This window comes from Neorhizobium sp. DAR64862/K0K3, assembly GCF_050500185.1.
GTDB lineage: Bacteria > Pseudomonadota > Alphaproteobacteria > Rhizobiales > Rhizobiaceae > Neorhizobium > Neorhizobium soli.
Genome location: NZ_CP191451.1, coordinates 127,409 through 150,220 on the forward strand (window position 1 = coordinate 127,409; position 22,812 = coordinate 150,220).

Below are 22,812 nucleotides of genomic sequence, written 5' to 3' on the forward strand. Positions count from 1 at the left end.
CGGTAACTGTTGTCGTGCCGATCTGTCTCGGCCGAGGCCGCCTCATATCGCATCCTACTTAATGGCGACGCCCTTTTCGACCAGCCCGGACTTGATCAAGTCGATAAGGTCATAGCGTGTCTCGGTCCATTCGCTCGTTTTGGCCCAATATTCCATTTTCAGTGTCGTTCGGTCTGCAGCAAGATCGTCGGAGTACACCCGAGGGCTTGGATTTCTTTGCACCCGGACGTCTGATGTGATGATCGACAGCAGCGTATCCTTCACCATTCGGACATCGACGTCGTTTCCGACTGCAATCGATAATTCCTGACGACGTTCCGGTTCCCGGCTGTGATTGATGATGGGGGTGTTCCAAAGAGTGGAGTTGGGCGCCATCAGATAAAGACCCTCGCCTGTCCTGAGTTCGGTCGCGAACAGTCCTACGTCGACGATCTTTCCCTTCACGCTGGAGGTCTCGATATATTCGCCGACACGAAAAGGCCGCAAGACGAGAAGCATGATGCCGGCGGCTATGTTCTGCAGTGTCCCCTGCAGTGCCAGCCCAACGGCTAGGCCGGCTGCACCGAGCGCTGCGATGATTGACGTGGTCTGAACGCCGAACTGTCCGAGCGCCATGACGAAGACGAGGATCAGTAGGCCGTAGTGGACCACCTTTTCGAAAAAGCGTGCCAGGGTCTCGTCAATCCCATGGATGCGTGAAAGCCCGCGATATGACCAGCGGCTCAAAAGGCCGGACAGGATCCAACCACCGACGATGAGCACTATAGCGCCGATAAAGGACAGCCCGTAAGAAACGGCCAAGGCTCCGAGCTGGCTGAACGCCGTGTGGGTCGCTGTTGCGGTATTTGCTGTTTCTTCCATCTGGTCGCCTCATGTTCATTAATTAACGTGCCTGCGACCGTGGCGCTTCTCGAGGCGCATGAGCAGGCAACGAAAGGCCGTTCCGAAGAGCGGCCTAGTCTGAGATTGTTGAAATCAGGCTGTCTTCTTTGCCGCAGCCTTGTCGTTTGCTGAGGCTTTGGCAAGCTGAGTGAGTTTCTGATCAGTCGCCTCTTCTTCCTGCAGGTTTGCCTGCAGTAGCGGTACTGCGTCTGTTAGCCCTAGCTGGTTTGCCCACTCGATCAAGGTACCATAGCGAGCGATCTCGTAGTGCTCGACGGCCTGGGCGGATGAAATTAGACCCGCATCGAGAGCCGGCGAGCCCTTGAATTCTTCAATAATTTCTTCGCCCTCAGAGATAATGCCCTGAATTGCCTCGCAGGTCTTGCCACGGGCAGTTTTGCCCAGCAGTTCGAACACCTGCTCGAGCCGCTCGATCTGGCCTTGCGTTTCGTCGCGGTGCTGCAGGAAGCCTGCTTTGCCCTCCTCAGACTGTGCAGCACGTGCCATTTTGGGCAGGGCCTTCAGGATCTGCTTTTCCGCAAAATAGATATCCTTGAGCGTATCAAGGAAAAGGTCGTCAAGAGTTTTGATCGTAGCCATTGCGAGAGTACTTCGTCGTCGTTTGTTAAACGACAATCCCACCCCCGAGGGTTTGTTCCGAGTGCGGGCGCGTTTAACGCTTGTGGCGACCCAACGACTTAAAACTCGCCAATAGAGAAGTTTGAGCGCCGACGATCCTTCCCGCCGTACCGAGCAGCAGGCCGCATCGCTCGAAGAGACCGCGGCAGCGCTCGAACAGATCACTGCAATGTCGGCAACGCGTCGCGGCGATCGCAAGACGCCCATCGTATTGCCAGCGAAACCAATGCCGCGAGTGAAAGCACAGCAGTGCTCATTTCAAATGCGTTGAAGCCATGGCACGCATCGAGGTCTCGTCGACCAAAATCGGCGGAATCATCAGCGTGATCGACGAGATCGCCTTCCAAACCAATCTTCTGGCTCTCAACGCCGGGGTCGAGGCCGCAAGGGCGGGGGAGGCAGGACGAGGGATTTGCGGTGGTTGCCCAGGAGGTCCGCGCTCTGTCTGGAAGGTCGGCGGAAGCCGCACGAGAAATTAAGCAACTGATTCAGACGTCTGACCGCCAAGTTCTAGACGGCGTTCGCTGCGTCCGTGAGACCGGCGAAGGACTGTCAAGCAAGACTGCTTGTGGTGCATTCGTGCCATGACTGCTTCACGACCAGAGGGGTCTTCGCCGCCGGAGTAAGTGCCGAGAAACACTAAAATTCGGAACAGATCAGCGACGTTGTATTTTGAGGGAGATTTCGGTCGCGCAGAAATCGGTCGCAAAAAGCTAGCATTCGCGACCGACTTTTGCGAAGGGATTGGATCACCGGAAGTGACCCTTCTAAGCCGTTCCACAATTGCGCGTCTACTCCTGCTAGGCTGCCGCTTACTTTTCTCCTTCATGTCTAAGCATCGTGTATAGGCAGAAGCCGCAGGGAGCCACCGAGCCACATGTCCTATCGCACTATCTTCCCGCACCTTGCAGCGGCAGCGCTGTTTCTTCTTGGGCCGCCACTTGCCTTCGCGGAAGACCCGGCCTTGCCGCCAGGTGCCGAGACCGCGGGTAATGCGTTGCCCAGCGAAATCATGCTACGCGCGGCACCCCTGATGCAGGCGGGGAGGGGCGACGAGGCGACGTTCTGGTTCTATGCAGGACAACTTCGCTGGCGCTCACGCCTGAACGGCGGCCCAGCTCAGGACCCGACCGGCGAACCCGCTCTGTTCTCGTCGCTGTTCGAGACACTCGGGCCGCCCGTCAATGCTTGGGCCTTCGGCGATATCCCCAAGCTCCAGCGGACGATCGACGCTGTGCTTCTTTGGGACGCACATTATCCCGATCCTTCGCTGGATCCGCTTGTACACGAGCGGATGCGGGCAGGACTGAGGGACCTTCGAGACCAGATCGGCCGAGAAGCTGGCATGATCAGAGCTGAGCGCGCCTCACGTGGTCTGGGGAACCGATAATGCTATGCTTGAGGTGTTGCATCGACATGGAACGCTTGTCCCGCCTGCTGCTCGCCTCCGCGATGCTACTTTCCATCTCCGAATCCGCATCGGGGCAGGATGGTCCCGTCGCGGATCCTTTGCGCAGCGGTCTGGAGGGCGCACTGCGCGGCTGCGAGACTTGGGTCCTCGACCCGTCAAGCTGGCTGAACGATCCGGCGCGCTTCCTCGCGGCCATCGATCTTGGCAGCGCGGTGTACGAGACCAAGAAACTGCCCGAGCCGCTCCTCCCCCCTGAGCCCCTCAGGCGCGGCAACCGCTACTGGCGGATCAATGCCGGACCCAACGAGGGTTACGCGCTGGTGGTCTCGCGCGACATTCCGATGTGCCACATCACGGGCGGCGGCGGGGTTGATTTCCAGCCGGCGGCCGAAGCCATGGCCGCCTCGCCGGACTTCTCTGATCGCTGGGAGCGCATCGGCGAGGAGCGCCAGGACGGCATGGTCTCGACCCTCTTCCGACTGCGCAAGGAACCAAAGCTGGCGCTGGTCCTCAGCCGTGCCGACGCGCCGGGTGCACGACGTGACCGCGCCCAGGTGATTGCGACGGCGACCTACGACCTAGGTCGCTGAGGCGACGTAACTTCGTCTGGCCAGCGTGGTGGAAATGGTAAAACAGGAACCTTACCGCCCGGCGGGATCGGTCCCAGATGGCGGAGCACACGGTCATAGTTCTGATCGCTCGGCGAGTAGCGAAACTCACCATGTCCGACAACGGACCCGTCTTCGCTTTCGGCTCGCAGCCATAGGATCAGCGTGCCATCGGGCTCGCAATGCGCTGAGCCGATCGACGCCTCCGCGGAAGGAGGAGCCGGCGCATGCCCCTGCGAACTTGCTCGCCTGTTGGCGGACGCCGCCAACGCTTCCAGCACTGCGACGAAACGTTGTCTCGGACAATCGGAGCCGTCCTCCTGCAGGACGTCGTCGCCATCGAACAGGGCGACGCTGCACAGTTGGTCTGTCGGCTCACCGATCATTGGCGGATCGGGATCCGGCATGATCCAGACCTCGTTCCCGGACGCAATCACGTTGTGCCGCTCCTCCTCCGAAAAGGCATCGGTGCGTTCGCCTACGATCTTCACCGGCCCTCCCGCGTCGGCTAGACGGGTCGTTGCCTGCCGGATCGTCATGAGGTCGAGATCAATGACGATCCAGCGAGCCAGCGGCGACAGGACGTTGCCGGTGGTGACCAGCATCCCGCGACGGGGCAGTTCACCGACAGGAAAGGCGAGACGGACGCCCGCGCGGCTAGTGCGTGCGGGCGAGGCGATCTTTGCGTCGGCGTAACCGGGCTCGTGCGCCTCCGCTGCGACCCGCAAGACGAGAAGAAGGACCAGAAGCTCCAAGGTGCGCAGCCGTCGTAAACGGTCAAGCACTCCTTCGCGCCACTTGGTTCCAGTTTTGGTCCGGTATGCGCCCGTTCTGCTGCCTTCCATTAGCGAGCCTGCTTCAGTTCGTTTCGCGCCGGCGATCCTATCAACGCTGGTCCTAGCCGTCATCCATACATGGTCAGCAATCCGGGTAGTAGGGGCTGACCTCGACCAAACAACCGAGCCGCTTGCCGAGTTCCTGCCCAAGCGCCGTCATGCCGTCGGGATCGCCGTGCTGTGCCAGGAACACAGACTGGTTGTCCGCGCCGGGTGCATGCGTGTAACAATGGGCATGAAGCGACGAGCCGCCCCCGCCCTTGGCCGGCGTCTTACGAATGACCTCAAGATGCAGAATGTCGGTGCGGGGCATGACAAAGAGCTGATCCGAAACCACAATCAGCGCTTCTCCGTCTGCTGACAGCCCAAGCATTCGCTGCCGGTCCTCGATCAGGTCTTCTGGGTCGCGCACATATTCGAGCTCTGTCTCGCCCGGCGCAAGGCGGCCAGCCTGTGCCATGCGCGCTGTCCCGACATAACCCTCGAATGCGAGAGGCACGGAGCTTGTCACCCATTCTCGTTCTCTTGCGCTTAGAGGCAGGCGGAAGCCCGTCGCCAGCGTCACGTGGCAGGCGGTCCTGAGGCGAGGGTCGCGATCCTCGGACGGGTTTTGCAGACCTTGCGATTGCCACTCCGGCGGCCAGGCCGTCAGCGAGACCTCAGCCAGCCCCGACCGCCACGTGGCGACGACGGTGTTCCACCGCTGGCCGACCGGCGTGGGCCCCAGCGATGGCGTCAGATTGTCGGCTATGCGCCGAAGGTTGGCGTGCGCGTCGTCCTCGAACCACGCAAGGGCGGTGAAACGGGTGATCGGGAACTGGGGTGGGATGCGCTCAAAGGCACTTGCCGTCCAAGGCGCAAGTGCACCTGGTAGGGGTTCGGCCTCGTTCAGGACGAGCGCTGGCCATTTGTAAATCGGATCGGGCAGAACGCCACAGCGCGCCAAGACCTCCGTGCGCGTTTCGTGACGGGGTAAGCGCCAAAGGTCCGCAAGGCGGAGGATCGGGTTCATTCCATCGGCAAGTAATGGAACCTCCGCCGACACGGGGCCATCGGGCCAGACCGTCAACGGAACCAGTGCGACCTGCGTGCGGCGGAAGAGGCGGTTCAAGAATTGTATCGCGGCGTCCGTTTATGCTCGCCGCTCAGCAACGGGTCCAGGCAGAATACAAGATATGCGCTGCCCATGTCCACGTCCCAAACGTCTTGCCCGCGAGTGGACCAAAAACCTCTCGGTGACAACGGATGATTCCTCGGAACAGATTAGACTACTCACGGCCCATACCGGTCATGTCGAGTGCAAGTGATTACTGGGTTAGATGATTTAATGCGAATATAGCGACAGGGTCGGCGGTTCGATTCCGTTCAAGGCGACCACGATCGGCGAGCGAGACTCTGACAACATCGTCCGGCGTACCGGGATGTCAACCGAACACGTTCCTTATGCGCTAGGCCTGAAGCGACGGAGCATTGATCTATATCTGCGCCTACCCTGACTTAGCCCCCTCGAAATCTGACGGCGCTCTATGTTTTGATCCGACGCAGGACGCTTTCTAGTGCCGCAGTCAACGCCTCACTTCCGCCACCCTGCTCGAACTCTATGAAGAGTTGCTCGTTCAGGCCACCTCTCGTAGAGAACTCGCGTCGTAGATCGCCCGGAGGGCGCTCGACCGATTTTGCGCTGACCTTGCCGAGGCTGGCAAAAAGCGAAATAAGATAGTCTCGTGCTTTTTGATCGGGTATGCCCTGGCTTGCCAGCCAATCTGTCGCGCGCTCCAGAATACCAAAATAGGTCCCCATCGTGGCGCTCGCTGCTGTGAGCAGATCGTACTCATTCTGGGTTTCGCATTCGACGGCGGTTCCGAGCTCCGAAAAGAACGAGGCGGTGCGGAGTTCGGGTGGATAGAGCATCGTAACACCCGTTCGATCGGCGACGAATGGAAGTGGAACCGCCCGGACGAGATCAACCTTTTGGTTGATCCACTCCACGAGCTTTGCTTCCTGAACCGCGGCGATGAGACTGACAACGAGCTGATCAGGGCGAAAGCGCAGCGACCGTATCACCTCTTCTGCAATCTGCGGGCGGATAGCGAGGAAGAGCATATCCGCGGCATCCACAATTTCCTGGTTACTGCTGGCAATCCGGACGGCAGGATATCGTTTCGCGAGCCCTGTAGCCACGTCGGTATTGCGAGGCGAAACCAGAATTTCGAACGCAAGATTCGGCTCGGCGAAAACACCGGTGATAATCGCCTCGGTGATTGTGCCGGTGCCAACGAAACCCAATGTGCCTTCCATGACGGCCCTCAATCCCTATCCGCTTCCAGTCGAGCGTTCACCATCCGGGTCTGCCGTTGCGGCACCTCCCGATCAGTCCAGGGCGTATCTGCGCAGACCGTGTGCGCGGCGAGTACCGCCCTCAGCGCAATCGGACGGTAGTGAACAGAGAGGTCCAGCTCTTTGGCGATTTCAGTCTTTCTGTCCTTCAACTGGGCCTCCTTCAATTTGGTACAAGGAAGGAAACGAACAGATCGATGAGGTTTCCATGATGGTGCGTTTACCGTCGCTGTTACGGTTGATATTTGACCATGGTACCGCCGCCGGTCGCCTGGTCAGTGGGAAAGACCTCGATACGCGACACATCGACAAATGTCGGGAGCGTGATCACGTTGGCGATAATGGTGGCAATATTCTCGGGCTGGATTGGGCGATAGCCATCGTAAAGAAGCTCTCGCGCCTGGTTTCCGGCTATTGCCGTGCGATAGAGTTCAGTCTGGACCCGGCCCGGCACAACTTCGCTGACCCGGACGGATGTCCCCAGCAAATCGCAACGCAAGTTGTCGCAAAAGAGGCTCAGGCCTGCTTTTGAGGGGCCGTAAGCGCCCATGGAGGGGTAGGGTGCTTGGCCGCCGCTGGAACCGAGATAGATCAGATGGCCGCGTTTCCTCTCAACCATTCCGGTGAGGAACGCCCGCGTCAGATGCATCGGCGCCTTGAGGTTGATGTCGATCATGGCGTCAATCTCGGCAGGATCGATTTCATGGAACGATGCCCGGGTAGAGAGAATGCCGGCATTGTTGACGAGGATATCGACTTCGACACCCAATAGTCGGTCGAAGATTTCTCCTGTATCGCGCACATCTGCCTTGATGGGCTTGGCGCCGGAAAGCGCCGCCAATTCCTGCAACTTGTCTTCGTTCCTGCCAACGGCGTAGACTGTCAGCCCAAGCTCGCGCAGTTTCAGGACGGTCGCACGGCCAATCCCGCTGGTCGCACCGGTAACGACAGCAGTGCGATAGGGGAGAGTTTCAGACATAGATGTAACCTCCGCTGATGACGACGTTTTCGCCCGTCGCATAGGTGTTGCGGCTACTTGCCATCATGACAATCCATTCCGCCATCTCGACGGGCTCGGCCGCCCGACCCAAAGCGCTGGCTTTTGCCAGTTCCGGGAGAAAGCCGAGTTCCTTAGCGCGGTCAGTGGCAAAGCCGGCGGGCGCGACAGAGTTGACTAGGATCTGATCCTTCGCACATTCCTGCGCGAAGGACTTGGTGAGGCTGACGACCGCTGCCTTGGTCGCCGCATAGTGGGCGTTTTGCGGGTGCGCCTTGAATGCGTCGACGGAGGTGATGTTGACGATCCGGCCGGTGACCTCAGGAGGGTTCACGTAGTTGCGCATGTGCAGAACGGCGGCAACCATCATATGGTAGGTGCCCTTGATGTTGATTGCGTTTTCGAGATCCCAGTCCGCGTCGGTGATCTCGAGGATCGACTTGCGTGGGTAAATAGCCGCGCTGTTGACCAGGGAATGGACACGGCCAAGCTTCTGGGCGACCGCATCAAAGCCACGATGCGCGCTCTCACCAATGGATATGTCGGCCGCAGCGGTTGCCACTTCGACCCCCAGGCCTCTCAACGTTTCGGCTGCCGTTTCGAGCAGTTGTTCGTTGCGATCGATCAAGCCGATTTTCGTGGCGCCATGCGAAACCATAAGCTTTGCGGTCGTCAGGCCCAGCCCGGATGCTCCGCCAACGATAACCACCGTCTGGTCTTTCATAGTCCACCCCTTATTTGGTTGCTTGATTTATTGATATGATATCACTTATATGCCAACTTTCAAGGTTTCAAGATCTTTTTTCGGACGCGCAAATGATCCCTCGCCTCGTCGCCACATCTTCCGACGCCATGCCCAGAACCGGTTTCTTCGAACACCTTGTCGAGGCGGGGTTTCGCGGAGATATCGACGTCAGTGAGGCGACACGCACCGTGTATTCCACTGACAATTCAATCTATCAGGTTGCACCCGCCGGTGTCCTTTTTCCGCGAGGCGGTGACGATTTGGTCGCCATTTCAAAGGTGGTCTCAGAGCCGAAGTTTTCGGCCGTCGTCCTCGCCATGAGGGGCGGCGGAACGGGCACGAATGGCCAGTCCCTTTCCGACGGTATCGTTGTGGATTGTTCACGCCATATGAACCGAATTCTTGAAATAGACCCGGTTCGACGTATTGCTCGCGTCGAAGCGGGTGTCGTCAAGGATCAGTTGAACAGGGCGCTCGAACCGTATGGGCTGTTCTTCGCGCCTGAGCTCTCGACCTCCAACAGGGCAACGATCGGAGGGATGATCAACACGGATGCGTGCGGCCAGGGGTCGTGCGTCTACGGAAAAACCAGCAATCATGTAATAGGTCTCCGCGTCATATTTGCTGACGGAACCGATTGGTGGTCCCGTGCCACGACGCCGCAGCAACTGGCGCAGTTGCAACAGCGATCCGGTCGCGTAGGGGAGATCTGCCGCGTCCTCGATCGGATTGAGCGGGACAATCGGATGCTGATTGACCAGACTTTCCCGAAACTGAACCGTTACCTCACCGGCTATGACCTTGCCCATCTGAGATCGGAAGACGGCGGGCTGAACGTGAATTCTGTCCTCTGCGGATCGGAGGGTACCCTGGCGATGATCGCCGAGGCGGAACTGAATCTGCTTCCAATTCCTGCCTGCGCCGCGCTCATAAACATCCGCTACGAGAATTTTAACACGGCCCTTGAAGACGCGCGCGAGCTGACGGCCATGAGGGTGGCTTCCGTCGAAACCGTGGATGAGAAGGTGTTGCGCCTGGCCAAGGGTGACATCGTCTGGCCGGCAATCTCGCTCTTCTTTCCCGATGATGCCGCGGGAATGGCCAACGGGATCAATATCGTTGAGGTTCTTGCGGACAATCAGGACGAACTGGCCGGTAAGATCGCGACGGTGACCTCGCGACTGGACAGTCATCCCATTCCGGAAAGAAACGGTTTTACGGTTGCAACGTCCAAAACGGACATCGACGCGATCTGGACGATGCGCAAGCGGGCCGTGGGGCTTCTCGGAAATGTCGAGGGTGCCGTCCGACCCGTGGCATTCGTCGAGGACACCGCAGTGCCGCCCGAGAATCTGGCTGCCTATATCCGGGAGTTCAGAGAGCTCCTGGACGGCGAGGGCCTCGAATACGGCATGTTCGGTCACGTCGACGCGGGTGTTTTGCATGTGCGGCCGGCACTCGACATGACGCGTGAGGATCACGCTCTCCTGGTCAGGCGCGTGAGCGATAGCGTTGTCGCACTCACCCGAAAATATGGTGGCGTGCTTTGGGGCGAACATGGAAAGGGGGTCAGGTCGGAATATGTGCCGCTCTTTTTCGGCGATCTTTATCCGTGCCTGCAGGAAATCAAACAGGCGTTCGATCCCTTCAATCAACTCAATCCCGGCAAGATCGCGGCCGCCGGGCCGGGGGATCTCACAAAGATCGATGAAGTGCCGCTGCGCGGTAGCTTCGATCGCACCATCGGCGCCGAGATCCGCGCAGCCTTCGACAATGCAACCTACTGTAACGGCAACGGCGCATGCTTCGATTTCAGCGAGACCTCGCTCATGTGCCCATCGTTCAAGGGAAGCCGTGACAGGCGCTATTCGCCAAAGGGCAGGGCTTCGCTCATGCGCGAATGGCTTCGCTTGCTGACAACAAACGGGATTGACCCGAGACGCGAGGCGGAGCGTCAAAGAAGCGCCCTCGGCTTTGGGCGCGTGGTTACCCGGGCCTGGAATTCAATCAATCCCGCCAACCGATCGGATTTTTCCCATGTGGTCCGGCAATCGATGGACACCTGTCTCGCCTGCAAGGCATGTGCTGGACAATGCCCCGTGAAGGTCAACGTTCCCGCGTTTCGGGCAAAATTCCTTGAACTGTACTATGGACGGTATCTGCGTCCTCTGAAGGATCCCTTGGTCGCGTCCATCGAAACAATCCTGCCTGCGATGGCTTGGATGAAGTCGAGCTACAACGCATGCGTCGGCAGTCGAATTGGCCGGCGTCTTTTGACGTTCGTGGGATTGACGGCGCTGCCTGAGATGTCGCCGCGATCTGCCCGACGAGGGTTCAAGGATCGCGGTGTCGCAACCGCGACGCCTGAGCGGATCTTGCGCCTTCCGGCGGAAGACCGTGCCCGGACGGTTGTCTTCGTACAGGACGCTTTCACGACATATTTCGATTCCCAGGTCGTTCTCGATGCCGTCGACCTGGCACGACGAATGGGCTTCATTCCCTTTGTGTCAGCGCTCCACGAAAACGGCAAGGCCCTGCATGTCCACGGATATCTCGGCAGATTTGCGAGAAAGGCATCGGATACCAGCAGCTACCTGAACGCACTGTCCGAAGCGGGAGCGACGCTCGTTGGATTGGATCCGTCAATGACGCTGGTTTACCGCAGCGAATATGCGAACCTGCCTTCGATCGGCAAGGTGCCGACGGTTCTGTTGCCACAGGAGTGGCTTTCCAGGAACCTGGATCTCCTTCAACGAGGGGCCGTTCTCGGTGATATCGGGGTTTTCAAGCTGTTTCTTCACTGCACGGAACAAACCAGCGTTCCGGCCGCCGGCGCTCAATGGTCGGCTATCTTTGCAAGTCTCGGGATCAAACTGGCTCTGGCGAAAGTTGGGTGTTGTGGAATGGCCGGCACCTTCGGCCACGAGGTTCGCAATCGCGGATTATCTGACGCAATCTATGCGCTGAGCTGGACTGATGCGTTTTCTCGCCCGGAAGAAGGCGAGATTTTGATGGCGACGGGGTATTCCTGTCGGTCTCAGGTGAAAATCATGGAGGAGAAGTCCCTGAAACATCCGCTTCAGGTGATCAACGCTCTCATTGTTGATAAATCGCCGTCGCTTAGCTAGGATTGACATGATATGTGATATGTGAAGTCTCTATCGAGTCCGCCGAAATTTGGAGCAATAATGTGTCCGTGATAACCCAGCGCGGCAACCTTGCCGAAATAGTCGTAGCGCAATTGACCACGCGCATCGACTCGGGCCTCTATACGCCCGGCGAGAAGATACCATCGAGCGCATTGCTATGCGAGGAGTTCGGCGTCAGCAGAACGGTCATTCGCGAGGCGCTGACGTCGCTTAAGGTCAGCGGACGCGTTATCGCCCGTCAAGGCGCCGGCGTGTATGTGACCGACAGGGACAGCAAGTCGCTCAATTTCGAGATCAGCCGGATTGACGACATCAGGTCTGCGATGCAGATCCTTGAATTGCGCCTTGGCGTGGAAATGCAGTCCGTTGCGCTCGCTGCAGCGCGACGCACGCCAGAGGCACTCGCCGAGATCGCCAGGGCCTATGATCATCTCGAGGGTCTTCAGACGGACGACGCAGAGATTGAAGCGCAGGCCGATTTCGAATTTCATCTAGCGATCGCAAAGGCCACGCGCAATCCGCATTTTCCGCGCTTCCTGGAAGCGGTCATCGGTGAAATTAGCTTTGATCTCGTGTTGAAGCATCGCCAGTCGGCGCGGACCTATCAGAGCTATCTGAAGAAGATCAACAAGGAGCATGCAGCGATCATGTCGGCGATCACCCAAGGGGATGCCAAGGCTGCCAAGAACGCCCTGGCGCAGCACCTTGAAGAAAGCCTCAATCGCTACCGGACCATGCTGGACGAGCCCGCCAGCACCGAACTGGCAGAATAATCCATGCGAGCCGTGCGCCAGTTTCTCGCGTCGCTCCTGGCTCTCTATGTCAACGCGTTCCATGATCCGGCGCGAGACGAGATCGACTCCAGTCCCAAGCCGGGGCGATGGGGCTGAAACATACAAAGCCCGCCCGCGCCAGCAGGCGGGCTTTGCCGTTCTGCTTGGCTATCGACCTTGCGCGATGGCCTGGTCGCGAATTTGCGAGAGGCTCATTTTCGGGGTCAGCGCCTCAGGATCAATCCTGATCTCGATCAGCGCGGGTTTTCCCGATGCCTCGGAACGCAGGAAGGCGTCGGCGAACTGCTCTGTCGCCTCGACCGTTTCACCGTGTAGCCCGTAGGAACGGGCAAGGGCGGCGAAGTCGGGGTTCGTCAGCTGCGTGCCGGAAACGCGGCCAGGATAGCTCCGCTCCTGGTGCATCCGGATGGTGCCGTACATGCCGTTGTTGATGACGAGAAAGATGACGCGCGCGTCATACTGCATCGCGGTCGCCAGTTCCTGGCCGTTCATCAGAAAGCAGCCATCGCCTGCAAAGGCGACCACCGTGCGGGCCCGGTCGGTTATCTTGGCGGCGATCGCTGCCGGAACGCCGTACCCCATCGAACCGTTTGTCGGTCCGAGCTGTGTGCGGAAGTGGCGGTACTGATAGAACCGGTGCGCCCATGCAGAGTAATTGCCGGCGCCGGTTGTCAGGATCGAGTCTACCGGCAGATGTCCACGCAACCACGCCATGATGTCGCCCATCTGGACAGGACCGGGAACCTGTAGATGCACCAGGTTTTCCAGATAATCAGCGTGCGCAGTCCTGGTCCATTCCGTCCATCGGGGCGGAGCTGCCGGCTTGAGCTTGATTGCCTGCGAGAGAAAAGCACCGACTGCCGCGTTGATTGGAAGCGTCGCATGATAAACACGCCCCAGTTCTTCCGCGCCGGGGTGAATGTGAACAAGGATCTGCGTGGGAACCGGGATGTCGATGAGGGTGTAGGCCCCCGTCGTCATTTCACCCAGCCGGGCGCCGATAGAGATGAGGAGATCACATTCCTTCACGTGCTGAATGAGTTTCGGGCCTGCGGCCAATCCCAGATCACCCGCATAATTGGGATGCGTGTTGTCGAACAGGTCCTGGCAACGGAAGGACGCGGCAACGGGGAGAGAAAACGCCTCAGAAAATTTACGAAGGTTGTTGACCGCAGCTGTCGTCCAGCCGCCACCGCCGGCGACAATCATCGGTCGTTCGGCCTTATCAAGAAGGGTGACAAGTTCAGCGAGTTGCGCCTCGCCGGCATGGGCCTCGACCTTCTTGAACGCTGGAACATCAGCAACGGTTACTTCATCCGTCAGCATGTCTTCCGGCAGCGCAACGACGATCGGTCCCGGACGACCGTTCATGGCCCTGTGGAACGCTTGGCTGATCAATTCCGGAATGCGGGCGGCGTCATCGATTTCGACAACCCATTTGGCCATCTGGCCGAACATCCGGCGATAGTCGAGTTCCTGGAAGGCTTCCCGTTCGACCTGATCGCGTGCAACCTGACCGATGAACAGAATCATCGGGGTCGAGTCCTGAAAGGCCGTGTGAACACCGACGGAGGCGTTGGTCGCCCCAGGCCCGCGTGTCACGAAGCAGATGCCGGGTTTACCAGTCATCTTGCCATAGGCTTCCGCCATATAGGCCGCGCCGCCTTCCTGCCGGCAGACGATCAGCTCGATGTCGTCGGCGGCGTCATGGAGTGCGTCCAGTGCCGCAAGATAGCTCTCGCCCGGCACGCAAAAAGCACGTTCGACGCCATGGATACGCAATGCGTCAATAAGAACCTGCCCGCCATTGCGGGTGTTTTTGGTGGTCGCCATCGGCATTTCCCCTCACTCTATTCTGATTTAGATGACCGCGTCTTCCAGGAAGGGCCGGTTGGCTGGCACGCGCTCGTACCCAAACGGCGACAGATCGAGCGTCTTGAAGGCGCCGTAGGTGATCAGTTCACTCAATCCCCGGCCCATGGCTGGCGATTGCTGGAGACCGTGCCCGCTGAAGCCATTGGCAAACAGGAAGTTGCGGACCGCGCTATGAGGGCCGAGAATGACGTTATGGTCGAGCGTGCAGTAGTCGTAATGCCCGGCCCAGGCATTGACGACCTTGATCGCCTCGAAGGCCGGGACGCGTTCCGCGAGGATCGGCCAGATTTCTTCCTCGAACTCGTCATGCATGACGTCGAAATCTTCGGGGTCAACTTCAGGGTCATGCTTGGGATAGGTCCCCATCAGATAGAACTGGCCCTCGGGGCGGAAGAAGACGCCGGTCGGATCGATCGTCAGGCCGACCACGCCCGGTAGCGGCGTCTTGCAGTCGACGACGAAAAGCGACCTGCGGCGCGGCTCCACGGGAATGTCGAGACCGGCCATGCGCGCCATCTTCTTGCCGCGGGTGCCCGATGCATTGACCAGGGTGCCACAGACAATCGTTTGCCCGCTTTTGGTAGTCACCGACACGATCCTGTCACCCTGACGATTGATTGCGATCACCTCGTCTTCGATATATTCGGCGCCAAGAGAGCGTGCCTTCTTGCGGAACCCTTGCATCAGGCCGGAACTGTCGAACCAGCCTTCCCCGCGCTCGCCGTAGCTGCCGAGCGTCAGACCTTCGAGGTTAAGCCACGGGAAGCGAGCGCCGAGCGCGTCCGGCTCCAGCAGTCTGACCTGCGCCCCGCACGACACCTGCGTGGCGTGGTTCCGTTCCAGAACCGCCCGCCCTTTTTCGTCGCCTGCCAGAAACAGGTAGCCGTTCTCATGGAAGCCGAGTTCCGGCGCGTCGCCATCAACAATGACATGCGTCCTGAAGTCCCGGATGAAGTCGGTGCCGAATTGCGAAATCTGAACGTTGATCGGATTGGAGAATTGATGACGGATCGAACTCGACGAGAGCGCGGTCGCCGACCGGGCATAACTCCAGTCCTTTTCGATCACCAGGATCGAGCCTTTGAAATCGGGATTGGTGGCGAGGAAGTAGGCCGTGGCGCTGCCGACGACCGCGCCGCCGACAATCACCACATCATAGGACGTCTTGAAAGACTGCATGATTGCACCCGTTATTTGTGATCGTCTTCGTAATGACCGGCGGCACAGAAGCTTCCGCCCTGAAACCGCACGGCCGGATCATTCGGGTCGCCCTGCGACGTGTTGGCCAATACCTTTCCGCGGTAGTCGTCCGCGCTGTCCTGCGGCTTGTAGCCGAGGACGGCGGCCGTCCGGTTGTCCCAGAAGGACTCGCTGTTGTTCGACATGCCGTAGGCCACCATGAAGCCGACGCGGGGGGCCGCAAGGCTCTTTTCGACGAGCTGCCGGCAGTCGCGATAGGACAGCCAGGTGATCAGGTGGCGGCGGTCGGTTGGCTCGGGAAAGCTCGAGCCGATGCGAAGCGACACCGTCTCGATGCCGAACTTGTCGAAGTAGTAGCGTGCGAGATTTTCCACGAACGTTTTGGAAACGCCGTAGAGACTGTCCGGCCGTGTCGGGACATTGCCGTCGATCATCTCGGTGCGTTCGTAAAAGCCGATTGCATGCACCGAACTTGCATAGACGATACGTTTCACGCCGTGCTGCCGCGCGGCCTCGTAGAGGTTGTAGCTGCCTGCGATGTTGGCATCGAGAATGGTCTTCCACGGTCCTTCAAGACCCTGGCCGCCCATGTGGATGATCGCATCACAGCCTTTGACCGCAGCAGAGACGGCCTCGAAATCGGCAAGGTCGGCCGGCATATCCTCCTCGTGAGGCGCCAGATCCTGGCACGATTTGCGTGCGGATAGACGAACGATTTTGCCAAGCTTGGTGCCCGATTTGCGCAGTTCGGTCCCGAGCGCACCGGCAGCACCGGTGAGAAGCGTACGCTGGTAATCAGTCATGATCTTATCCCGCAATCATATTCAACGAAGTTGGGCGAGCGCGTCGGCGACCCGATCGATCGCAATAGACAGGTTTTCCTGCGAAGTCGCGAATGACAGGCGGATATAGGGCTCGACGCCGAACGCCGCCCCTGGAACCGTCGCCACCTTGGCGGATGTCAGCAGGTAGCTCGCCAGTTCCGTATCGTTGCCGATGCGGCTGCCGTCCGGGGCGGTCTTGCCAATATATGCGGCGCATTTCGGGAAAAGATAAAACGCTCCGTCAGGTGGCCGCACTTCCAGGCCCGGGATTGCTGAAAAGCCCTTGGCGACCAGCGCACCGCGCCGCTTGTATTCGGCAACGGCGCGCGTCACGAAGTCCTGCGGCCCATTCAGAGCCGCCGCTGCGGCGATCTGCGAGATCGACGAGGGGCAGGTCGTGCTTTGCGACTGCATCTTGTTCAGAACCTTTGCCAGGCTCTTTGGACCGGCAGCATAGCCGAGCCGCCAGCCGGTCATCGCATAGGCTTTCGAAACCCCATTGATGATCAGCGTCCGGTCGGCAAGCTGCGGGCAGGCATTGGCAAACGACGTGAACGGAACATCGCCGCAGACGATATGCTCGTAAATCTCGTCCGACATGACGGACACGTGTGGATGACGGTCCAGCACCGCGCCCAGCGCCGCAAGCTCGGCTGCCGTATAGATGGCGCCGGTCGGGTTGGAGGGGGAATTGAACAGGAACCAGCGGGTCTTCGGCGTAATGGCCGCTTCGAGGCGCTCCGGCGTCAATTTGAAATCATCTTCCACGCCGCAGGGGACAACCCGCGGAACACCGCCATGGAGGATGACGATATCCGTATAGGAGACCCAATAGGGAGCGGGAACGACGACCTCGTCGCCCGGCTCCAACGTGCCGAGAAAGGCATTGAACAGAATTTGTTTTGCACCATTGCCAATCGAAATCTGGTCTAAGGCATAGTCCAGACCGTTTTCGCGCTTGAACTTTGCAACGATCGCCGCGCGAAGCTCCTCCAGGCCATCGGGACTGGTGTATCGCGTCTTGCCGTTGCGCATCGCTTCGATTGCCGCTTCGACGATAAAGTCCGGCGTTTCGAAGTCCGGCTCGCCCAGCGAAAGGTCGATGACGTTCTCACCGTTGGCGCGCATCGCCTTGGCGGCCATCGAAACGGCCATGGACGGTGACGACTTGATGCTCGCTGCCTTGGTGCTCTCAAACCTGATCATATTCATGCTTCCGCTCCTCCCGCCTTTTTGTCTGTGCCCGTCTTCTTGTCCGTATATGTCTCTGCCTGCTCAGCCGTCATGTAGCCTTGCTTCAGGTCATGGCTCACCGTCGTGGCAGGCCGCTCGGATGGATCACCATAACCGCCACCGCCGGGAAGCTGGAGAACGAGCTTCCTGTCTGCCGGCACGAACTGCAGGCCCTTGCCGCGCAATTGGGTGCCATCATCCAGCGAAACCGACCCGGAAGCACCGGCCTGGCCGCCGTCGCGGCCGCGCGCCGGATGTTCGAGCCGGTCGAACATGGCTGAAAACCGGAAGCTGTAGCCTTCGGCGGCCGAGATCTCGATGGTTTGTCCGAGACCGCCGCGATGCGCACCGGCGCCACCCGATCCCTCGCGCAATTCCTTGCGCCAGACGATGACCGGGCCGACATTTTCGGTCGCCTCGATCGGCATCGTGTGCACGCCACTTGGAAAGGCGGTGGCGTTGAGGCCGTCCAGGGCAGGGCGTGCACCGCTTCCGCCGGAATTGAACATCAGAATTTCAGCACCCTTGCCGCCGATCTGATCGGAGACCGGGCGAACGCTCATGTGAAGGTTCCAGAGCGCGCTGGCACCTTCGGCCGGCACCTGGCCGGGCAGCGCCTGGTGAAGGGCTCCCAGCACGAGATCGGGGACAAAATGACCGAGCACGTGACGGACAGCCACGGGTGCCGGCCGTTTTGCGTTGAGAATGCAGCCTTCCGGCGCAACTACATCGAACGGCGCCAGCGAAGCGGCATTGTTGGGGATCTCGGGCGCCACCACGCATTTGATGCCGTAGCAGGCATAGGCCTTGGCATAGACGAGAGGGACATTGATGCCGAACTTGCTCATGCCGGAGGTGCCGTCAAAGTCGACCAGCACGCCGTCGGCGCCGATGGTGAGCTTGGCAGCCAAGGTCACCGGCTCGTCGTAACCGTCGAGATCGAGGCTGTAGGACCAGCTTCCATGCGGAAGATTGCGTAGCCGCTCGAGGGTCGCTTCGCGGCTGTGCTTGAGAATGAACGCGCCGATCGTGCCGAGATCGTCGAGATTGAATTCCGTCAGCATGTCGATCAGGCGGCGATGACCGGTTTCGTTGCAGGCCGCCAGCGCATAGAAGTCGCCCACCACCTTGTCGCTTTCGCGAACGTTGTTCCTGACGATCTCGATCAGTGTGCGGTCCAGTTTTCCGCGATCGAAGAACTTCATGATCGGGATGAAGAGGCCTTCTTCGTACACTTCGCGCGCGTCGGGCCCGAAGCCGCGACCGCCGATATCGACGACATGCGCCGTCGATGCGAAATAGCCGACCAGTTTGCCGTGGTGGAAGGACGGCGTCACGATGGTGATGTCGTGAAGATGGCCGGTGCCTTTCCAGGGATCGTTGGTGATATAGACGTCGCCCTCGAAAATATTGCCGGGGCCGATATCATTGATGAAATGCGCAACCGATTCCGCCATCGCGTTGACGTGGCCGGGCGTGCCGGTGACGGCCTGCGCCAGCATCTGACCTTTAAGATCGAAGACGCCAGCGGACAGGTCGCCCGCTTCGCGAACGCTGGTGGAAAAAGCGGTTCTGATGAGGGTCTGCGCCTGTTCCTCGACGACCGAGATGAGGCGGTTCCACATGACCTGCATATGGATATCGATCATGGACTGGTTCATGGGATCTTCCTCAGAGACGGGTTACGAGAAGGCAGCCGTCGGTCTGGACGGTTGCCTTGAACGAAGAGGTGAGAACAGTCGACGTTTCCCGTTCGACGATGACGGCAGGGCCGTTGACGACATTGCCGGGTACCAGATCGGTGCGATCGTGAATGCCTGCGTCGAGAAACGCGTTGCTGGCCGCATCGAAAAGCTTGCGCTGCGATACTGGCGTCACCACGGCGCCCGTTGCGACGGGCGCAACCGTGGCGACGTCCGGAAGCGGTGAGCTTGCCTTGACCGACCAGCTGACGATCTCGATTTCCAGCCCCTCGATGGCGCGGCCGAAAAAGCGGGCATATTCAAGCTCGAACAGTTCAATGATCGCGGCAGCACTCGTGCCATCGAATTGTTCGAAGGCGAGGGCGACTGGAATGTCCCAGCCCTGTCCGGCATAGCGCATGAACACCGTGCGCTCGATGACAGGCTGCACGCCCTCGAGACCGCCTTCGACAAAACTCAGAGCCTCGTCGGTCATCGCGGCGACGAGTTTATTGGCCTCCGCCGCATTGAACCGCTGGAGATTGAACACAGCGCTTCGCACAGATTCGTAGCCGAAAGGAGCCCGCAGAAAGCCGATCGCCGAGCCGACGCCGGCGCCGGGCGGAACGAGGAAGGTCGATATGCCCATTTTTTCGCAAAGACGTGCGGCGTGGAGCGGTCCGGCGCCGCCGAAGGTGATCATGGTGAAGTCGGAGATGTCCTTGCCGTTTTCAACCGTGTGAACGCGCCCGGCATTGGCCATGTTTTCATCGACCATCTCGCATGTGCCATAGGCGGCCGCATCGGCGTCCAGATTGAGGAGCGCGCCGATCTCGTTCACCATTGCCGCGCGGCCTGCCTCAACGGACAGCGGAATGGCACCGCCTGCAAAATTGTCGGGATCGAGCTTGCCGAGAATGAGGTCGGCATCGGTGACTGTCGGCCGGGTGCCGCCGCGCTGATAGCAGGCAGGGCCGGGCTCGGACGCCGCGCTATGCGGGCCGACGCGGATCTGGCGCATCGAATCGACGCTGGCGATGGAACCGCCGCCGGCGCCGATTTCAACCATTTCGACAACCGGAATGGAAATTGGCATACCGCTGCCTTTGCGGAAGCGGTAGGTCCGTGCCACTTCGAATGTCTTGGCGGTTTTCGGAACCTGTTTTTCGATCAGGCAGATTTTCGCCGTGGTCCCGCCCATGTCGAACGACAGAACGGCATCGAGACCATGGTGGCGCGCAATGTCGGCAGCGAAGATAGCGCCGCCCGCCGGGCCGGATTCCACAAGGCGAACCGGAAACTCGGATGCGCTTGTCACGGAGACGATCCCGCCGCCCGAATGGATCATGTAGACCGGGCAACCGACGCCGATCTCTTTCAGGGCGACCACCAGCCGGTCCAGATAGGATTTGATCGCTGGCTTTACATAGGCATTGGCGCAGACCGTGTTGAAGCGCTCGAATTCGCGCATCTGCGGCGACACCTCGGACGATATCGAGACCGAGAGGGCCGGCATGCGCTCAAGCATCGCTGAGCGGACCTGTGCCTCGTGCGCGCCGTTCGCATAGGCATGAATGAAGCCGATCGCAACGCTTTCGTATCCGCCAGCTTCAATCGCGTCCACAGCGGCTTTCACCGAGGCGTCGTCGAGCGCAAGCAACACCTTTCCCGATGCATCGACGCGCTCGCGGACAACGAAGCGGTCGGCGCGCTCGATGAGGGCGGGCGGCAAGACAATGTTCAGATCGTACTGCTCGAAACGGTTTTCCGTGCGCATTTCGAGAACATCGCGAAATCCCTCCGTCGTGACGAATGCCGTTTTCGCACCGCGCCGCTCAATCAGCGCGTTGGTCGCGAGCGTGGTGCCGTGGATGAGGATGTCGATCTCTGAAAGGTGAATGCCGGCAAGCTCGGCGACCGCCTTGACGCCTTTGAGAATGGCCCGCTCAGGAGCGGTGTAGTCCGTGAGGATCTTGGTGGAATGCAGCGCGCCGTCTTGATCGAGAGCGATGTCGGTAAAAGTCCCACCGATATCGACTCCGACGCGGCAGTTTCGTCGTGCATTGTTCACCATTTTTGATCCCCAGTTTCGTGAGCAGCTATTTGGTCCCGTTCATACAGGCGCGCACATTATCTTCGCGTTTTCAATAGCTTCCAACCTATTTTACAGCAGTCGGACGCGCCGATAATTCCGCTTGACGTTCATCGGATATATCACTTATCATACATGTGTCAACTAGAAAGCAACCGCGACGGCCTCCAACGGCTAAAGCGCCCCGAGCGCAACGGAAAGGAACTTTTCAGATCGATTGCACGGCCCTGAGCGGTCGCAAGAAAACCAGGACGCGGGACGCACCTGCGCCGGATGAAGCCAACGAACCGGTTTTAAACCAGAGGGAAATGATGATGAAATCCGTAACAAAATTTTTGGCTACCACTGCGGTGATGACCTCGCTGCTCGTCGCACCCGCGCTTGCCGCAGACACGATCAAGATCGGTGTGGCAGGCCCGATGACCGGTGCCAACGCCACATTTGGCGAACAGGTCTGGACCGGCGTTTCGGCCTATATCAAAGACGTGAACGCGGCAGGAGGCGTGGAAGGCAAGCAGATCGAGCTCGTCAAGGGCGATGACGCCTGCGAGCCGAAGCAAGCCGTGGCAGTGGCAAACCGTTTTGTCGATCAGGACAAGGTTCAGGCGGTTGTCGGTCATTTCTGCTCTTCAAGCACCATTCCGGCATCGGAAATTTACAATGACGCCGGCGTTCTGACCGTAACGCCGTCTTCCACCAATCCGATCGTGACCGACCGCGGCTTTGACACGATGTTCCGCACCTGCGGCCGCGATGACCAGCAGGCCGTGGTGGCAGGTGGCTTCATTCTCGATACGCTGAAGCTCACCAAGATCGCGCTGATCCATGACAAGGACACTTATGGCCAGGGTCTTGTCGATGCGCTGAAGCGGACCCTTGCGGAACGTGGCGTCGAGCCGGTTCTCTATGAAGGCCTGACCCGTGGCGAACGCGACTTCAATGCTCTTGTCACCAAGATCAAAAGCTCCGGCGCAGAGGCCGTCTACTTCGGTGGCCTCATCCCGGAAGCTGGCCCTCTGATCCGACAGCTTCAGGAACAAGGCCTCACTGTCAAATTCGTTAGCGGCGATGCGCTCGCGCAGACCGAAATCGTAACATCCGCCGGCGGTGCGCAGAACCTGACGAATGTCTACTACTCATCGGCGGCTGATCCCCTGAAAGACCCTGAGACCGCCGATGCCCAGGCTACATTGAAGAAGGCAAATATCGCGCCGGACAACTACACGCTGTTTGGTTACGCCAGCGCCCAGACCATCGTCGCTGCCCTGCAAGGCACCAAGGATGGCGATGTGAAATCGCAGATCGAGTGGCTGCGAAAGAATGACGTCAAATCGGCGGTCGGCAAGCTCGGCTGGAACGACAAGGGCGACGTCAAGGACTTCAAGTTCGTCTTTTACAAATTCGACGACAAGGGCACCCCCGTCGCTTCGAACTGACATCCGCACAAGCGAGCCGGCCGAGGCATCTTCGGCCGGCATTCTTTTGCCAAACAATAAAAATGGGGGTCG

At 59.5% G+C, this 22,812-nt stretch carries 19 protein-coding genes and 1 pseudogene; 6 read left to right on the top strand and 14 right to left on the bottom strand.

Features of this window, described 5'->3' with window-relative positions:
• Nucleotides 1-54: 54 nt before the first annotated feature.
• Both ACQY1L_RS24160 and ACQY1L_RS24165 read right to left on the bottom strand, forming a co-directional pair.
• Complete coding sequence (locus ACQY1L_RS24160; protein WP_430246349.1) at nucleotides 55-861, bottom strand: mechanosensitive ion channel family protein; 807 nt, start codon at nucleotides 859-861, stop codon at nucleotides 55-57.
• A gap of 114 nt (nucleotides 862-975) precedes the next feature.
• Entirely contained in the window at nucleotides 976-1,482 is a 507-nt protein-coding gene (locus ACQY1L_RS24165) for a ferritin-like domain-containing protein (protein WP_430246347.1), read from the bottom strand.
• Between the two features lie 133 nt (nucleotides 1,483-1,615).
• On the opposite strand from ACQY1L_RS24165, the pseudogene ACQY1L_RS24170 reads away from it, so the two are divergent.
• From ACQY1L_RS24170 to ACQY1L_RS24180, 3 genes and pseudogenes are all read left to right on the top strand, one after another.
• Nucleotides 1,616-2,073 (top strand): annotated as a pseudogene (locus ACQY1L_RS24170) (methyl-accepting chemotaxis protein); the annotation flags it as partial.
• A gap of 325 nt (nucleotides 2,074-2,398) precedes the next feature.
• A complete protein-coding gene (locus tag ACQY1L_RS24175) occupies nucleotides 2,399-2,911 on the top strand; it encodes a hypothetical protein (RefSeq protein WP_430246345.1) in 513 nt (170 codons plus the stop codon).
• A 26-nt stretch (nucleotides 2,912-2,937) separates the two neighbouring features.
• Nucleotides 2,938-3,522: a hypothetical protein gene (locus ACQY1L_RS24180; RefSeq protein ID WP_430262144.1), complete on the top strand. Its 585-nt coding sequence runs from the start codon at nucleotides 2,938-2,940 to the stop codon at nucleotides 3,520-3,522.
• Here ACQY1L_RS24180 and ACQY1L_RS24185 read toward each other — a convergent pair.
• The 6 genes from ACQY1L_RS24185 to ACQY1L_RS24210 form a co-directional block, all read right to left on the bottom strand.
• Nucleotides 3,504-4,325 carry a hypothetical protein gene (locus ACQY1L_RS24185; RefSeq protein WP_430246341.1) on the bottom strand — a complete coding sequence of 274 codons (822 nt, stop codon included), beginning with the start codon at nucleotides 4,323-4,325 and terminating at the stop codon, nucleotides 3,504-3,506. The genes ACQY1L_RS24180 and ACQY1L_RS24185 overlap by 19 nt on opposite strands.
• A 133-nt stretch (nucleotides 4,326-4,458) precedes the next feature.
• Nucleotides 4,459-5,487, bottom strand: a complete 1,029-nt coding sequence (locus ACQY1L_RS24190) for a hypothetical protein (RefSeq protein ID WP_430246339.1) — start codon at nucleotides 5,485-5,487, stop codon at nucleotides 4,459-4,461.
• A 413-nt stretch (nucleotides 5,488-5,900) separates the two neighbouring features.
• Nucleotides 5,901-6,674, bottom strand: coding sequence for a pyrroline-5-carboxylate reductase (locus ACQY1L_RS24195; RefSeq protein ID WP_430246336.1), 774 nt, complete (start codon nucleotides 6,672-6,674; stop codon nucleotides 5,901-5,903).
• An 8-nt stretch (nucleotides 6,675-6,682) separates the two neighbouring features.
• On the bottom strand, nucleotides 6,683-6,865 hold the full coding sequence (locus ACQY1L_RS24200) for a hypothetical protein (protein WP_173998119.1): 183 nt from the start codon (nucleotides 6,863-6,865) through the stop codon (nucleotides 6,683-6,685).
• A gap of 80 nt (nucleotides 6,866-6,945) precedes the next feature.
• Nucleotides 6,946-7,692 carry an SDR family oxidoreductase gene (locus tag ACQY1L_RS24205; protein WP_430246332.1) on the bottom strand — a complete coding sequence of 249 codons (747 nt, stop codon included), beginning with the start codon at nucleotides 7,690-7,692 and terminating at the stop codon, nucleotides 6,946-6,948.
• Nucleotides 7,685-8,434, bottom strand: coding sequence for an SDR family NAD(P)-dependent oxidoreductase (locus ACQY1L_RS24210; RefSeq protein ID WP_430246330.1), 750 nt, complete (start codon nucleotides 8,432-8,434; stop codon nucleotides 7,685-7,687). Before ACQY1L_RS24210 ends, ACQY1L_RS24205 begins: the two co-directional genes overlap by 8 nt.
• 92 nt (nucleotides 8,435-8,526) lie before the next feature.
• Between ACQY1L_RS24210 and ydiJ the strand changes: the two genes are divergently transcribed.
• Together ydiJ and ACQY1L_RS24220 are read left to right on the top strand one after the other, a co-directional pair.
• Nucleotides 8,527-11,583 (top strand): D-2-hydroxyglutarate dehydrogenase YdiJ, encoded by a 3,057-nt coding sequence (gene ydiJ, locus ACQY1L_RS24215; RefSeq protein ID WP_430246328.1) that lies wholly within the window; start codon nucleotides 8,527-8,529, stop codon nucleotides 11,581-11,583.
• A gap of 62 nt (nucleotides 11,584-11,645) precedes the next feature.
• On the top strand, nucleotides 11,646-12,377 hold the full coding sequence (locus ACQY1L_RS24220) for an FCD domain-containing protein (RefSeq protein ID WP_173998127.1): 732 nt from the start codon (nucleotides 11,646-11,648) through the stop codon (nucleotides 12,375-12,377).
• A 168-nt stretch (nucleotides 12,378-12,545) separates the two neighbouring features.
• On the opposite strand, the gene ACQY1L_RS24225 is transcribed toward ACQY1L_RS24220, so the two are convergent.
• The 6 genes from ACQY1L_RS24225 to ACQY1L_RS24250 are packed head-to-tail and all read right to left on the bottom strand — an operon-like array spanning nucleotide 12,546 to nucleotide 21,286.
• Complete coding sequence (locus ACQY1L_RS24225) at nucleotides 12,546-14,231, bottom strand: thiamine pyrophosphate-binding protein (protein WP_430246326.1); 1,686 nt, start codon at nucleotides 14,229-14,231, stop codon at nucleotides 12,546-12,548.
• A 27-nt stretch (nucleotides 14,232-14,258) separates the two neighbouring features.
• A complete protein-coding gene (locus ACQY1L_RS24230) occupies nucleotides 14,259-15,452 on the bottom strand; it encodes an NAD(P)/FAD-dependent oxidoreductase (RefSeq protein WP_430246324.1) in 1,194 nt (397 codons plus the stop codon).
• Between the two features lie 11 nt (nucleotides 15,453-15,463).
• Entirely contained in the window at nucleotides 15,464-16,276 is an 813-nt protein-coding gene (locus tag ACQY1L_RS24235; protein WP_430246322.1) for an NAD-dependent epimerase/dehydratase family protein, read from the bottom strand.
• A gap of 21 nt (nucleotides 16,277-16,297) precedes the next feature.
• Nucleotides 16,298-17,509, bottom strand: a complete 1,212-nt coding sequence (locus ACQY1L_RS24240; RefSeq protein WP_430246320.1) for a pyridoxal phosphate-dependent aminotransferase — start codon at nucleotides 17,507-17,509, stop codon at nucleotides 16,298-16,300.
• Complete coding sequence (locus ACQY1L_RS24245; protein ID WP_430246318.1) at nucleotides 17,506-19,191, bottom strand: hydantoinase B/oxoprolinase family protein; 1,686 nt, start codon at nucleotides 19,189-19,191, stop codon at nucleotides 17,506-17,508. The genes ACQY1L_RS24240 and ACQY1L_RS24245 overlap by 4 nt, the downstream gene beginning before the upstream one ends.
• Nucleotides 19,192-19,201: 10 nt before the next feature.
• Entirely contained in the window at nucleotides 19,202-21,286 is a 2,085-nt protein-coding gene (locus ACQY1L_RS24250; RefSeq protein WP_430246316.1) for a hydantoinase/oxoprolinase family protein, read from the bottom strand.
• A 332-nt stretch (nucleotides 21,287-21,618) separates the two neighbouring features.
• Between ACQY1L_RS24250 and ACQY1L_RS24255 the strand changes: the two genes are divergently transcribed.
• Complete coding sequence (locus ACQY1L_RS24255) at nucleotides 21,619-22,740, top strand: branched-chain amino acid ABC transporter substrate-binding protein (protein WP_173998140.1); 1,122 nt, start codon at nucleotides 21,619-21,621, stop codon at nucleotides 22,738-22,740.
• Nucleotides 22,741-22,812: the final 72 nt, after the last annotated feature.

Coding starts and splice junctions, on each gene's coding strand:
- ACQY1L_RS24160 (WP_430246349.1), bottom strand. CDS start 861: ATGGAAGAAACAGCAAATACCGCAACAGCGACCCACACGGCGTTCAGC.
- ACQY1L_RS24165 (WP_430246347.1), bottom strand. CDS start 1,482: ATGGCTACGATCAAAACTCTTGACGACCTTTTCCTTGATACGCTCAAG.
- ACQY1L_RS24175 (WP_430246345.1), top strand. CDS start 2,399: ATGTCCTATCGCACTATCTTCCCGCACCTTGCAGCGGCAGCGCTGTTT.
- ACQY1L_RS24180 (WP_430262144.1), top strand. CDS start 2,938: ATGGAACGCTTGTCCCGCCTGCTGCTCGCCTCCGCGATGCTACTTTCC.
- ACQY1L_RS24195 (WP_430246336.1), bottom strand. CDS start 6,674: ATGGAAGGCACATTGGGTTTCGTTGGCACCGGCACAATCACCGAGGCG.
- ACQY1L_RS24205 (WP_430246332.1), bottom strand. CDS start 7,692: ATGTCTGAAACTCTCCCCTATCGCACTGCTGTCGTTACCGGTGCGACC.
- ACQY1L_RS24210 (WP_430246330.1), bottom strand. CDS start 8,434: ATGAAAGACCAGACGGTGGTTATCGTTGGCGGAGCATCCGGGCTGGGC.
- ydiJ (WP_430246328.1), top strand. CDS start 8,527: ATGATCCCTCGCCTCGTCGCCACATCTTCCGACGCCATGCCCAGAACC.
- ACQY1L_RS24225 (WP_430246326.1), bottom strand. CDS start 14,231: ATGGCGACCACCAAAAACACCCGCAATGGCGGGCAGGTTCTTATTGAC.
- ACQY1L_RS24230 (WP_430246324.1), bottom strand. CDS start 15,452: ATGCAGTCTTTCAAGACGTCCTATGATGTGGTGATTGTCGGCGGCGCG.
- ACQY1L_RS24235 (WP_430246322.1), bottom strand. CDS start 16,276: ATGACTGATTACCAGCGTACGCTTCTCACCGGTGCTGCCGGTGCGCTC.
- ACQY1L_RS24240 (WP_430246320.1), bottom strand. CDS start 17,509: ATGAATATGATCAGGTTTGAGAGCACCAAGGCAGCGAGCATCAAGTCG.
- ACQY1L_RS24245 (WP_430246318.1), bottom strand. CDS start 19,191: ATGAACCAGTCCATGATCGATATCCATATGCAGGTCATGTGGAACCGC.
- ACQY1L_RS24250 (WP_430246316.1), bottom strand. CDS start 21,286: ATGGTGAACAATGCACGACGAAACTGCCGCGTCGGAGTCGATATCGGT.
- ACQY1L_RS24255 (WP_173998140.1), top strand. CDS start 21,619: ATGAAATCCGTAACAAAATTTTTGGCTACCACTGCGGTGATGACCTCG.